The 12,541-nt window shown below is 67.0% G+C and carries 8 protein-coding genes; 4 read left to right on the top strand and 4 right to left on the bottom strand.

Annotated elements, in window-relative coordinates; translation table 11 throughout:
- The first annotated feature begins 76 nt into the window (after positions 1-76).
- A complete protein-coding gene (locus GGR03_RS03515) occupies positions 77-2,527 on the top strand; it encodes a penicillin-binding protein 1A (RefSeq protein WP_183206159.1) in 2,451 nt (816 codons plus the stop codon).
- Positions 2,528-2,655: 128 nt separating this feature from the next.
- Positions 2,656-3,784, top strand: a protein-coding gene (gene prfB / locus GGR03_RS03510; RefSeq protein ID WP_183206158.1) for a peptide chain release factor 2 whose coding sequence is annotated in 2 segments (ribosomal slippage) — positions 2,656-2,724 and positions 2,726-3,784 — 1,128 coding nt in all. Because the reading frame shifts where the segments join, the coding sequence is not laid out codon by codon here.
- Positions 3,785-3,822: 38 nt separating this feature from the next.
- On the opposite strand, the gene GGR03_RS03505 is transcribed toward prfB, so the two are convergent.
- The 3 genes from GGR03_RS03505 to GGR03_RS03495 form a co-directional block, all read right to left on the bottom strand.
- On the bottom strand, positions 3,823-5,103 hold the full coding sequence (locus GGR03_RS03505; protein ID WP_183206157.1) for a M23 family metallopeptidase: 1,281 nt from the start codon (positions 5,101-5,103) through the stop codon (positions 3,823-3,825).
- 95 nt (positions 5,104-5,198) lie between these two features.
- Complete coding sequence (locus GGR03_RS03500) at positions 5,199-6,035, bottom strand: ferritin-like domain-containing protein (protein ID WP_183206156.1); 837 nt, start codon at positions 6,033-6,035, stop codon at positions 5,199-5,201.
- On the bottom strand, positions 6,032-6,508 hold the full coding sequence (locus GGR03_RS03495; protein WP_183207011.1) for a peroxiredoxin: 477 nt from the start codon (positions 6,506-6,508) through the stop codon (positions 6,032-6,034). The genes GGR03_RS03500 and GGR03_RS03495 overlap by 4 nt, the downstream gene beginning before the upstream one ends.
- 254 nt (positions 6,509-6,762) lie before the next feature.
- Here GGR03_RS03495 and GGR03_RS03490 point away from each other — a divergent pair, with 254 nt between their 5' ends.
- Complete coding sequence (locus tag GGR03_RS03490; protein ID WP_183206155.1) at positions 6,763-10,014, top strand: hypothetical protein; 3,252 nt, start codon at positions 6,763-6,765, stop codon at positions 10,012-10,014.
- An 11-nt stretch (positions 10,015-10,025) separates the two neighbouring features.
- Here the strand turns inward: GGR03_RS03490 and tyrS are convergent, their stop codons facing one another.
- Positions 10,026-11,279 (bottom strand): tyrosine--tRNA ligase, encoded by a 1,254-nt coding sequence (gene tyrS / locus GGR03_RS03485; RefSeq protein WP_183206154.1) that lies wholly within the window; start codon positions 11,277-11,279, stop codon positions 10,026-10,028.
- A 99-nt stretch (positions 11,280-11,378) separates the two neighbouring features.
- Here tyrS and GGR03_RS03480 point away from each other — a divergent pair, with 99 nt between their 5' ends.
- Positions 11,379-12,533: an anhydro-N-acetylmuramic acid kinase gene (locus GGR03_RS03480; RefSeq protein WP_281378951.1), complete on the top strand. Its 1,155-nt coding sequence runs from the start codon at positions 11,379-11,381 to the stop codon at positions 12,531-12,533.
- The last annotated feature ends 8 nt before the right edge of the window (positions 12,534-12,541 follow it).

Below are 12,541 nucleotides of genomic sequence, written 5' to 3'. Positions count from 1 at the left end.
GCAGCCGGTCGATCCCTGATGGGTCGACACGTTGGGGACCGGCAGGAGCCATCAGGCCCGACCGGACGGAGTTTCGATGATCAGACTGCTCGGCTATTTCTTCGGGATAGGCGCGGTGTTCTTCCTCCTCGTCGCCGGCGGCATCGCCTGGTACCTGGAGCGGACGGCGCAGGACCTCCCCGACTACCAGGTGCTGGCGAACTACGAGCCGCCCGTGACGACACGGGTGCATGCGTCGGACGGGTCCCTGATGGCCGAATATGCGCGCCAGCGGCGGCTGTTCCTGCCGATCCAGGCCATCCCGAATCTCGTCAAGAACGCCTTTCTCTCCGCCGAGGACAAGAATTTCTACAGCCATCCCGGGATCGACATCGAGGGTGTGGCCCGCGCCGTGCTGGTGCTGGCCAAGGGCGGCCGCATGCAGGGCGCCTCGACGATCACGCAGCAGGTCGCGAAGAACTTTCTCCTGACCAACGAGCGGACCTTCGATCGCAAGATCAAGGAGGCGATCCTGTCGCTGCGGATCGAGCAGGCCTATTCCAAGGACAAGATTCTCGAACTCTATCTCAACGAGATCTATCTCGGCCTCGGCGCCTACGGCGTCGCCGCCGCCTCGCTGGCCTATTTCGACAAGTCCGTGAACGAGCTGACCATCGAGGAGGCCGCCTATCTGGCGGCGCTCCCCAAGGCGCCCGAGAACTACAATCCGTTCCGCAATACCGACAGCGCGCTCGAGCGCCGCAACTGGGTCATCGACCAGATGACCTCGAACGGCTTCATTGAAGTGGCCGAGGCGCAGGAGGCACAGGACAAGCCGCTGGACGTCAATCCGCGTCCGACCGGCACCTATCTCGCTTCTTCGGAATTCTTCACCGAGGACGTGCGCCGGGAGATCGTCCAGCGTTACGGTGTCGACGCGCTTTACGAAGGCGGGCTCTCGGTCCGGACCACGCTCGATCCCGATCTCCAGGCACATGCCCGGACGGCTCTGCAGCACGGGCTGGTGACGTTCGACCAGGCGCGCGGTTTCCGTGGACCGGTAACGCATGTCGATGTCGGCAGCGACTGGGGCGCGGCGCTGGGCAAGGTCGAGCCGCTCGCAGACGTGCCCGAGTGGCGCCTCGCGGTGGTGCTCTCGACGGATTCGGACCGGGTCGACATCGGTCTGCAGGCCGCGCGCGGCGCGTCAGGAGCAAGAGGCTCCGAGCGCGAGATCGGCACGATCGCGCTGCCCGACATGAAATGGGCGCTCCGCCTGGACACTGAGGAGCGCAAGGGCAACGTCAGGACTGCTGCCGACGTTCTGTCGCGCGGCGACGTCGTCTACGTGGAGTCGAAAGGCGAGGGGTCGGCATGGCTGCTTCGCCAGCCGCCGAAGGTCCAGGGTGCCCTGGTGTCGATGGAGCCGAAGACCGGCCGCGTCGTCGCCATGGTCGGCGGATTCTCGTTTGCCGAGTCCGAATTCAACCGCGCTTCGCAGGCCTATCGCCAGCCGGGCTCCTCGTTCAAGCCGTTCGTCTACGCGGCGGCGCTCGACAACGGGTACACGCCGGCCTCGGTGGTGCTGGATGCACCGATCTCGCTGCCGGACGGCAATGGCGGGTTCTGGGAGCCGTCCAACTATGGCGGCGGCTCGGCCGGCCCCTCCACCCTGCGCCTCGGCATCGAGAAAAGCCGCAACCTGATGACTGTCCGCCTCGCCAAGGACATGGGCATGGATCTCGTCGCCCAGTATGCGGAGCGATTCGGCATCTACGACAAGCTCGCCCCCTATCTTCCCATGGCGCTTGGCGCCGGCGAGACGACGGTTCTACGCCTGGTTTCGGCTTACGCGGTCATCGCCAATGGCGGTCGTTCCCTGCAGCCGTCGCTCATCGACCGGGTGCAGGACCGGTACGGGCGCACCATCCTGAAGCACGACCAGCGCCAGTGCGCCGAGTGCAATGTCCGCGACTATAACGGCCAGGCGGAACCCGAGCTGGTCGACGAGCGCAACCAGGTCCTCGATCCGATGACCGCCTACCAGATCACCTCGATGATGGAAGGCGTCGTGCAGCGCGGTACCGCGACTCAGGTCAGGGACGTCGGCGTGCCGGTCGCGGGCAAGACCGGCACCACCAACGACGAGAAGGACGTCTGGTTCGTCGGCTTCACGCCCGATCTCGTCACCGGCGTCTTCATCGGCTACGACAATCCGCAGCCCATGGGTAAAGGCGCTACGGGCGGTGGCCTGGCAGCACCGGTCTTCGTCGAGTTCATGAAGCACGCCGTCGACGGCAAGACACCGGTGGAGTTCAAGGCCCCCGAGGGCATGGAACTCCTCGCCGTCAACCGCACGACCGGCATGCGCGCCGGATCAGACGGCGGACCGGACGTGATCATGGAAGCCTTCAAGCCCGGGACGGGGCCGGCCGACGATTACGAGATCATCGGCATGGACGAGGTCGCATCGGACTTCGGCACCGGCGAAGTCTCGCCGGAAGCCGAGCAGGCGATCGTCCAGGGCGGCGGCGGCGGCCTGTTCTAGCCACAGGCAGCGAACGGCGTTATAGACGCCGCCGGCGACGCGCGCTGCGGCTGGTGTCGCCGGATCGAAGCGCGGCCGCGGCACGAAGCCCGCGTCACGCCCCCACCAGAACCTTAGGAGACTGCGGCGTGCGAGCCGAGATCGAGACCATTGTCGACGAGACCAAGCAGGCCATAAGCCTGCTGAGGAGGCATCTTTGACTGGGATAGCTCCCTCAGGCGTCTCGACCATCTGAACAACAAGGCGGAGGATCCCACAATCTGGGATGATCCGGCCGAGGCGCAGGCGCTGATGCGCGAGCGCCAGCAGCTCGAGACCTCCATCGCGTCCATCCGCCGTCTCGAACAGACCATTGCCGACAGCGTCGAACTCATCGCCATGGGCGAGGAGGAGGGCGACCCGGAGATCGTCTCCGAGGCCGAGAAGGCGATCCGCGACGTCAAGGCCGAGGTCGCCAAGCGCCAGATCGAGACCCTGCTGTCCGGCGAAGCCGACGCGAACGACACCTATGTCGAAGTGCATTCCGGCGCCGGCGGGACCGAGAGCCAGGACTGGGCGGCGATGCTCGAGCGCATGTACATGCGCTGGGCCGAACGCTCCGGCATGAAGGTCGAGGTGCTGGAGGAGCATGCGGGCGAAGAAGCCGGCATCAAGTCCGCGACGCTCCTGTTCAAGGGCCACAATGCCTACGGGTGGATGAAGACCGAATCCGGCGTCCACCGGCTGGTTCGCATCTCGCCCTATGACAGCCAGGCGCGTCGCCATACCTCGTTCGCGTCGGTCTGGGTGTACCCGGTCGTCGACGACTCGATCGAGATCGACGTGTCGGAATCCGACGTGCGCATCGATACCTATCGGGCGTCGGGCTCGGGCGGGCAGCACATCAACACCACCGACTCGGCGGTGCGCATCACGCATCTGGCGACCGGCATCGCGGTCTCGTGCCAGGCCGAGCGGTCGCAGCACAAGAACAAGGCCAAGGCCTGGGAAATGCTGCGCTCACGGCTCTACGAGGAAGAGCTGAAGCGGCGCGAGGAGGCGGCGAGCGCGACCGAAGCGTCGAAGAGCGACATTGGCTGGGGTCACCAGATCCGCTCCTACGTGCTGCAGCCCTACCAGATGGTGAAGGATCTGCGGACCGGAGTGGAAAGCACCTCGCCGCAGGATGTCCTCGACGGCGAGATCGACGAGTTCATGGAAGCTGCGCTTGCGCACCGCGTCCGTGGCGGCGACGAAGCCGCCGGCGACCTCGACTGACAGACGCATCAGAAGGGGGCCGGTTTGGCCCCCTTCGTTCAGGTGAGATTGCCGATCCGGTCGCCGATGCGGAAGAAGCGCTCGGGATCGACGGCCTTGCCGCCGCGGCGGATTTCGTAGTGCAGGTGCGGACCCGTGCTGCGGCCCGTCGAGCCGACCGCTCCGATCGGCGCGCCCTTTGCCACTGACTCGCCGACCCGAACATCGATACGCGCCATGTGCCCGTAGCGGGTGGTGATGCCGCGTCCGTGGTCGATCTCGACCATGTTGCCGTAGCCACCGGCACGGCCGGCCCGAACAACCTTGCCAGGGGCAGAAGCGGTGACCGGCGTGCCTTGGGGCAAGGCATAGTCGACGCCCGCGTGCAGCGCCGTCCGCCCGAGAAAGGGATCGGGCCTGACGCCATACGTGCTGGAGACGTAGCGGCGCGCCATCGGCGGGTTGAGCGGAAGGCTGGCAGCGAGTGATCCGACCGCATGCAGCGCCGTCAGCGCCGTGTCGAGTTCGGAGACAGTTGCGTCGAAATCGAAACCGGCGGGAACCGGCTCGAAGGGGCCACCGGTCGCCGCCTCCGGTTCGCTGTCGCCGAGCGCGATGCCGGCGGTTTTGAGGACCGTCGCAATCTTCACCGTCCGTACGCGGGCTTCATCGGCAAGCCGCTGCAGCTCGGCGATCTGGCGAAACTCGACCATGTCGATGGAGCGGCCGATCTCGCGCAGCGTGGCTTCGGCGATGCGCCCCGCCAAAGGACGTTCCGTGATCGGTCCCGTGCGCAGCTGATTATCGATATCGTCGCCATGGGGCGTGGCCGCCGCGGTGTCGTCCGATACGGGGACGAGGTCAGCCGAGAGCTCCTGTTCGCCTGGCGCGGTCGGCTTTGCCGTCGGCAGCGGAATGGGCTTGGCGATCAGGCCTGTTGCCTCGGCGCGGTCGAAAAGTGGCCGCAGCGCGTCGTAGCGGGCCGCCAGTTCCTCCTGCTGTTCGAGCAGGACATCGACCTTGGTCTCCACCAGCCGTTGCGACAGGGCATGGCGGCTGGTGAGCGAATCGACCTGCGTCCGCAGGGCCGCTATCCGCTGCTCGTATTCGCGCTGCAGGACGGTCGGAGCATCGCTCTCAGGTGCGCCCTTCTGGGCCTGCAGCACATACCAGGCAGGCGTCGCGACGGCCGAGGCGGCGAGCGTCGCCGCAAGCACGATGCCCACGGCCAGACGACGCGGGGTGAGCGTGAAGTGCCGGACCTGCTCGCCGCGAGCGATGATCACGGTGTGGGGCTGCCGGAACGCGCCGAATGTCCGTTCGTGTCGTGCTGCCGCCATCGCCCAATCCAGTGTCGATGCAGGGGATAGGCCCCGCGCCTGACGGTTGGATTAGAGATTGTTAGGGTTAACAATCCGTCTGCGGGGCCGCCCGATCAGCGCGAAAGTGGCGACAGAGCACGATAGAAGGTCGGCGTCAGTCCGGCCTCGGCGCGCGCCCGGTCGTTGAACGGGGCCTTCACCTCGCCGCGGAAACAGGCGCGCACCAGCTCCTGGAATCGGTCGGCGGGATTGTGGCCCTGGCGGGCGCAGAGAAAGCGAAACCATTTGGCGCCGATGGCCACGTGCTTCTTCTCGTCCCGATAGATGATCTCGAGGATCGCCGCGGTCTCGACGTCTCCGACGGCGTGGAGCTTTTCGAGCAGCGACGGCGTCACGTCGAGACCACGCGCCTCGAGGATCAGCGGCACGACGGCCAGCCGGGCGCCGAGATCGTGCGACGTCGCCTCCACGGCCTGCCATAGGCCGTCATGGGCGGGCAGTGCGCCGTAGTGCGAATCGAGGCTCGCCAGCCGCCGGGACAGCAATCCGAAGTGCTTGGCTTCCTCCAGCGCCACCGTCATCCAGCCGTCGAAGAAGGAGCGGGGCACTTTCTCGGAGGCGAAGCGCGCGACGATGTCGAGCGCGAGGTCGATGGCGTTCAGCTCGATATGTGCCAGCGCATGGATCAGGGCGATGCGTCCCTCCGGCGTATGGACGGAACGGCGCTTGACGGTGCGGGGCGAGACGAGATGGGGCTCGGCGGGCCGTCCGGGACGGTCGGGCAGCGCCGGGTCGGACGGCGCGTGAACGCCCAGCCGCCGCCCGAACCACAGCCGGCAGGCGGTGTTGGTCCGGGCGACCTTGCGGTCGAGATCGGCCTCCTGCAGCGCCTCGATCGCCGCCTGGCGCAGCGTCGACGGCATCCGGTCGATGGCGCCGGTATCGCTCATGCGTCAGCGGCCATCTGACGCGCGGCTTCCAACACGTCCTCGGCGTGGCCCGGCACCTTCACCTTCGGCCACGAACGAACGATGACTCCGTTCGAATCGATCAGCGCCGTCGCCCGCTCGACGCCCATATACTTCCGGCCGTACATGCTCTTCTCGACCCACAGGCCGAACGCGCCGATCAGCGATTTCTCCTCGTCAGACAGGAGCCGAACCTGCAGATCATGCTTGTCGCGGAACTTGCCGTGTTTCTTGACCGGATCGGGCGACACGCCGAAGACCGGCACCCCGATCGCGTCGAATTCCTGCTTTAGGGCACCGAATTCGACAGCTTCGAGCGTGCATCCGGACGTATCGTCCTTGGGATAGAAATAGAGGACGAAGCCCTTGCCCTTCATCTGTTCGAGCGAGACGATCTCGCCGCGGTCGTCGGGCAGGGAGAAGGCGGGACAGGGATCGCCCACGGAAAGCACCATGATGTCATCCTTTCGGCATAATGGGGAACGACGGAAGGTCATGTCGGACAGATCGACCCCGATCCGCAAGTCGCGAAAGGGGCGACATGCGGTCACCGGCGTCGAAGCGACCCGTTTCACCCGGGTTCTGTCAGTTGCCGTCCGATGCCTGACGCGTTCAGGCCGGCGATGAAAGGAACTGCCGGAGTGCGGCCAAGCCTGAATACCGCGCTGCCTGCCTACGGCATCCCGTCGCCCTTGCCGGCGCAGGCCCGATGAGGCGCGCCGTCCGCCTGATGGCGGGCGTTGCCAGTTTCGGGGGCATCCTGCTCGTCGTCGCGGCAGGGGCCATCGGCCTGCTGCTCTGGACGGATACGGGCCGGGAACTGCTTGAGGCGCAGACCGAAAGGATTGTCTCGACGGCGCTCGGTCCCGATTTCATCGTCGAGATGGACCGGCAACGGGTGGGCTTCGATCCGAACGCCGGGCTCGGCTTGCGCTTCGCGGACGTCACGCTGCGCGACCGGGACAGCGGGGCGGTGATGGCCACCGCACAGCAGATCGGCGTCGGCATCGGTCTGGGCGCGATTTTCACGGATGGGCTGGTCGTCGACAGGGTCGGCGTTTCGGGCGTACGCATCGCACCGGAGGTCACCGCCAATCGCCCGTCGGGCGCGCTGCCCACTCCCGCGGCGGTCTTCGCCGCCCTCGACCGCTCGATCCGCGACATCGACCAGACGGGCCTGCGGCGGCTCCGGGTTTCCGACCTCTCTATCATCGATGCCCCGGAAGCCGGCGGGATCGTGGATCTGACGATCCGGAAAACCGCCGACGGGCACTTCACGCTGGAGACGAGCGGGACGTTTGGCGGGCAGGACGTTGCCGCGTCGGGAGAGGCGCAACTCGATGCGGCGGGCCAGTCCGTCACGGCGCTGAGTTTCGAGACATCGCGGGTGACGCTAGGCACCGCGACGCGAAAGCCGTCAGCCGAGCCACCCGGTCCAGAGCTTGATATCCCCGCGACGCTGCGCGTGACGATGCGAACCGATGCGGTGGGTCGCCAGCTCGATGCGACGATTGCCATGCGGGACGGCACGTTCACGGGTCGTCAGACGGTGCAGATCCCGTCGGGGTCGGTAACGCTCGTCATGAAGGAGAGCGGCGACGAGATCGTCCTGCAGGACGGCGCTTTCGATTTCGGCGACGCACATGCCGAATTCGGCGGGAGGATCCACCTCGTCGCCGACGAGAATGGCGCATTGCCGGTACAGGTGGCAACGACCCGGCTGACTTCGACAGTGGGCAGCGAGACGGGGGAGGTGCGATCGGCAGCGTTCGACCTTGCGGGCCGGGTGCATCCGACGACCGGCGGGATCGACCTGGAACGCCTGGCCCTCAAGGTTGGCGCCGGAGAGCTTTCGGGCCATGCCGAAGTCAGCGGTTTCGAAGCCACCGACCGGCTTGAACTCAAGATGGTCGCGCGCGACCTCACCGTCCCCGACGTCAAGGCATTCTGGCCGTTCTTCCTTGCCGACGGCGCCCGAAACTGGGTGCTGGCCCATCTCGAAGCTGACGGAACGGTGACAAGCGGTTCGGTCGGGCTTGACCTCGGCATGAAGCGGCTGGCTGCGATCATGACGCCGGACACCGGACCGACCGACGAGGAGTTCCAACTGGCGCTCGATCTCGAGGGCGTGTCCTTTCGCACCATCGGCGAGATGCCGACGGTGGAAGCTGCGTCCGGTCGCATCGAGGCCAAGGGAAGCACGACCGTCGTCAGCATCGAATCGGCGGCATTGCGCGACGAAGCCAAGGTCGCCCTCATGCCATCCTCGATCGAGTTCGGACGGACGGATGAGGGCACCGTCGCCTTGCTTTCGCTGAACCTCGCTGGCGACGCCACAGCGCTTGTGGGACTGGCAAACCGCGAACCGGTGCGGGCGCTCCGGCAACTCGACTGGCGCGCCGATGAAGTTTCCGGGCGTGCCGAACTGGGTGTCGGTGTCGCCTTTCACTTGCCGAGACCACCCTTGCGGGCCGACCTGGCCGCGCACCCGGCGCCCAGCCCGGTCAGGCTCGAAAGCTGGTCCGTCGTTGCCGATCTCGATTCCGTCGAGCTGAAGCGCAAGATTGCCGGACACGCCATTTCGGCCGTCTCCGGTATCGTCAGCCTGGCCCCGGGTTCGGCTATCGGCGAGGTCGATGCTTTGGTCGACGGCGTTCCGGCGACCATCAATTTCTCGCAGCCGTTGGCGCCGAACCCGGTGGGCGAACCCAGCCTGACCCTGACAGCCTCGCTCGAAGGCGCTGAGGTCAAAGCACTGCTGCCAAAACTCGGCGAGATGCTGGACGGACCGGTCTCGGCCCGCCTGACCAGATCCGGCGAGCGCTTCATCGGCTCGGTCGATCTCGGCTCCGCCCGTCTCTCGGTGCCGACGATCGGCTGGAGCAAGGGCCCGGGCGTGCCGGCAACGCTCGATTTCGAATTGGCGATGGAAGGCGACCGCATCGTGCTGCCGACCGCCGAACTGAAAGGCGAGGGTTTCTCCGCGCAGGGCACGGTCGAGGCGGATTCTGCCGGCCTGCGTCGACTCGACCTGAAACGCGCTTCCTTCAACCGCGACGACTCGGTGGCGGCGACGATCGAGCGCAGCGACTCTGGCTACGCGATCGCGGTGTCCGGCAGCAGCCTCGATGCCCGCGCCATGCTGGGACGCTTGAAGACGGATTGGTCGGGTTCGAGCGGCGGCGGCTCCGCCGGCAATCTGACCGTCTCGGTCAAGGTCGATCGACTTCTGGGCTTCGATGGCGAGGAGCTGCGTGACGCCGCCATCAGCTACCGTAACGGTGGCCGGGGGGGCCTCGCGGCTTCGCTGACCGGCACGACGCCGCGCGGCAACCCGGTGAACCTGACGATCGAACCCGGGGAGCAGGGCCGCGCCATCCGACTCGACGCCGGAGATGCGGGTGCCTTGCTGCGCTTCGCCGGGCTCTACAAGCGCATGGCGGGCGGCTCCCTCGGCCTCCGGCTGACGGGAAACCCGGAAGGCCGGATCAGCGGGCCGCTGCAGCTGCGCGACTTCACGCTCGTGGACGAACCCCGATTGGCCAGCCTTGTCGGGACGTCGCGCGCGGACCCCAACAGTCTGGCGGGAGCGCTGGGGCGGGACCTTGAAGTCTCGCAGGCCTATTTCGACACGGCCTCGATGGGCCTCTCCTGGGACGGCAGCCGGCTGGTCGCCTACGACGGGATCCTGCGCGGTCCGATCTTCGGCTCGAGCTTCGAAGGCGTGCTCTACGACACCGCCCGGCAGATCGACATGTCCGGCTCGTTCATGCCGGCCTATGGGGTCAACCGGCTGTTCGGCGCGATACCCTTCGTCGGCGGCATTCTCGGCAACGGCGCCGAAGGCGGGCTGATCGGGATCACCTACCGCCTCGCCGGTCCGTTCGGCGACCCGACGCTCGCCGTCAACCCGATCTCGGCGATCGCGCCGGGAATCTTCCGGCGGATCTTCGAGTACTGATCGACGGCGTCTCAGCCCGCAGGGCGGACGAGCACGTGCTTCTTGCGCCCGACCGACAGCTTGGCAACGCCGTCGTTCAGGTCGTCGGGACCAATGGTGAGACGTTCATCCGCCACCGGCTGATCGTTGAGGCGGACGGCCCCGCCCTTGATCGAGCGGCGCGCCTCGCCGTTCGATGCGGCGAGACCCGCCGAGACGATCAGCGACAAGATGCCGATGCCATTCCGCAGCTCCGCCGCATCGACCTCGATGGTCGGCAGCGTGTCGGCGACCGTGCCCTCCTCGAAGGTCTTGCGCGCGGTTTCCGACGCCTCTTGCGCGGCGGCCTCGCCATGCAGCATGGCCGTCACCTGGCTCGCCAGCACCTTTTTCGCCTCGTTGATCTCCGAGCCGCCGAGCGCCTCGAGGCGGGCGATCTCGTCCAGCGGCAGGGTGGTGTAGAGCTTGAGGAAGCGCCCGACATCGGCGTCCTCGGTGTTCCGCCAGTACTGCCAGAAATCGTACGGGCTCAGCATGTCGCCATTCAGCCAGATGGCGCCGCTGGCGGTCTTGCCCATCTTGGCGCCGGACGAGGTAGTAAGCAGCGGCGAGGTCAGGGCATAGAGCTGCGGCGTGCCCATGCGGTGGCCGAGATCGATGCCGTTGATGATGTTGCCCCACTGGTCGGAGCCGCCCATCTGCAGCCGGCAGCCAAAGCGCCGGCTCAGCTCGACGTAGTCGTAGGCCTGCAGGATCATGTAGTTGAATTCGAGGAACGACAGCGACTGCTCGCGGTCGAGCCGCAGCTTCACCGAATCGAAGGAAAGCATGCGGTTGACGGAGAAGTGCCGCCCGACGTCGCGCAGGAACGCAACGTAGTTGATGTCGAGGAGCCAGTCGGCGTTGTCGACCATCAGCGCATCCTGCGGCCCGTCGCCGAAGCGCAGGTAGCGCTCGAAGGAGCGCTTGATCCCGGCGAGATTCTCGGCGATTCCCTCCGGCGTCTGCAGCTTTCGCGCCTCGTCCTTGAAGGACGGGTCGCCGATCATACCGGTGCCGCCGCCCATCAGCGCGATCGGGCGATGGCCGGTCTTCTGCATCCAGTGCAGCATCATGATCTGCATCAGCGAGCCGACATGCAGGCTGGCGGCCGTCGGGTCGAAGCCGATATAGCCGGTCACCGTCTCGCGGGCGAAGAGGTCGTCGAGACCGGTCTCGTCGGAAGCCTGGTGGATGAAGCCACGTTCCGCGAGCGTCGCCAGGAACTCGGACTTGAAGCGGGCCATGGGATGATGATCCTGTATGGTTCACGGGAACGACTGGTTCCCTCGTCGGTCGAAGCCGTTTACCAGCCCTGAGCGACATTTCCAGATGCGGAGCCGATTTTGACCGGAACGAGACAACGCCGCGCGATCGGCCTGATGAGCGGCACGTCCCTCGACGGCATCGACGTCGCGCTGCTCGACACCGACGGCGCGGCGAGCGTGATTCGTGGGCCGGCGCGAGTCTATCCCTATGAGGCTGCCTTCCGGCGGCGGCTCGCGGCCGGGCTGGAGACGGCCAAGAGCATGACGCGCCGTGACGAACGTCCGGGCGACATGGGGCCGCTGGAAACCGAGCTCACGCTTCGCCACGCCGCCGCGGTGGAGCGGTTTCTCGCCGACCAAGCAATTGACCCCGCCACGATCGACGTCGTCGGCTTCCACGGACAGACCGTGCTGCACCGGCCGGAGCAGGCGCTGACCGTGCAGCTCGGCGACGGCGAGCTGCTGGCCGAGCGGCTCGGCCGACCCGTCGTCTATGACATGCGGGCCCGGGACATGCAGGAAGGCGGGCAGGGCGCGCCGCTGGTCCCGGCCTACCACGCGGCGCTGGCGGCGAACCGGCCGGCGACCTATGCCGCGCTGCCCGTCGTCTTCGTCAATATCGGCGGCATCTCGAACGTCACCTATCTCGACGGCGAGCATGATCCCATCGCCTTCGACTCCGGCCCCGGCAACGCGCTGCTCGACCAGTGGCTCGAGCGCGAGGCCGGCATCGCCTTCGACCAGAACGGCGCCATCGCCAGCGAGGGCGGGATCCTGCGCAAGCTCGCCGACGGCTATCTCACGGCCGATTTCTTCGACCGGAAGGTACCGAAATCGCTCGATCGCTTCGACTTCGCCGTCCCGTCGCCGGGCGCGGGGTCGCTGGAGGACGTGACGCGGACGCTCTGCTTCGTGTCGGCGCAGGCCATCCTGAAGGCTGCCGTGCATTTCCCGGAGAAGCCGAAGCTCTGGATCATCTGCGGTGGCGGGCGCCGCCATCCGGCGATCATGGCCGATCTCGCCGAGGGAGCGGGCCCCGACGCCGACGTGATCAGCGCCGAGGCTGCCGGTTTCGACGGCGACGCGATGGAGGCCGAAGCCTGGGCCTATCTGGCGGTCCGCTCGCTCGACGGGCGCCCGCTGACCTGGCCGACGACCACCGGATGCCGGGTGCCGACTTCCGGCGGCGTGCTCGCGGTGCCTGCGCCGGCACCGCGACGCGCCGCCCTTTAAGGCCGCTG

This window comes from Aurantimonas endophytica, from assembly GCF_014196845.1.
Classification (GTDB): Bacteria; Pseudomonadota; Alphaproteobacteria; order Rhizobiales; family Rhizobiaceae; genus Aurantimonas; species Aurantimonas endophytica.
The sequence above is the reverse complement of the archived record's forward strand: the minus strand, read 5'-3'. Positions and strand labels throughout refer to the sequence as shown.

Excerpts from the sequence above, each read along its gene's own strand:
- GGR03_RS03490 (WP_183206155.1), top strand. The coding sequence starts at position 6,763 with ATGAGGCGCGCCGTCCGCCTGATGGCGGGCGTTGCCAGTTTCGGGGGC.
- GGR03_RS03515 (WP_183206159.1), top strand. The coding sequence starts at position 77 with ATGATCAGACTGCTCGGCTATTTCTTCGGGATAGGCGCGGTGTTCTTC.
- tyrS (WP_183206154.1), bottom strand. The coding sequence starts at position 11,279 with ATGGCCCGCTTCAAGTCCGAGTTCCTGGCGACGCTCGCGGAACGTGGC.
- GGR03_RS03500 (WP_183206156.1), bottom strand. The coding sequence starts at position 6,035 with ATGAGCGATACCGGCGCCATCGACCGGATGCCGTCGACGCTGCGCCAG.
- GGR03_RS03505 (WP_183206157.1), bottom strand. The coding sequence starts at position 5,103 with ATGGCGGCAGCACGACACGAACGGACATTCGGCGCGTTCCGGCAGCCC.
- GGR03_RS03495 (WP_183207011.1), bottom strand. The coding sequence starts at position 6,508 with ATGGTGCTTTCCGTGGGCGATCCCTGTCCCGCCTTCTCCCTGCCCGAC.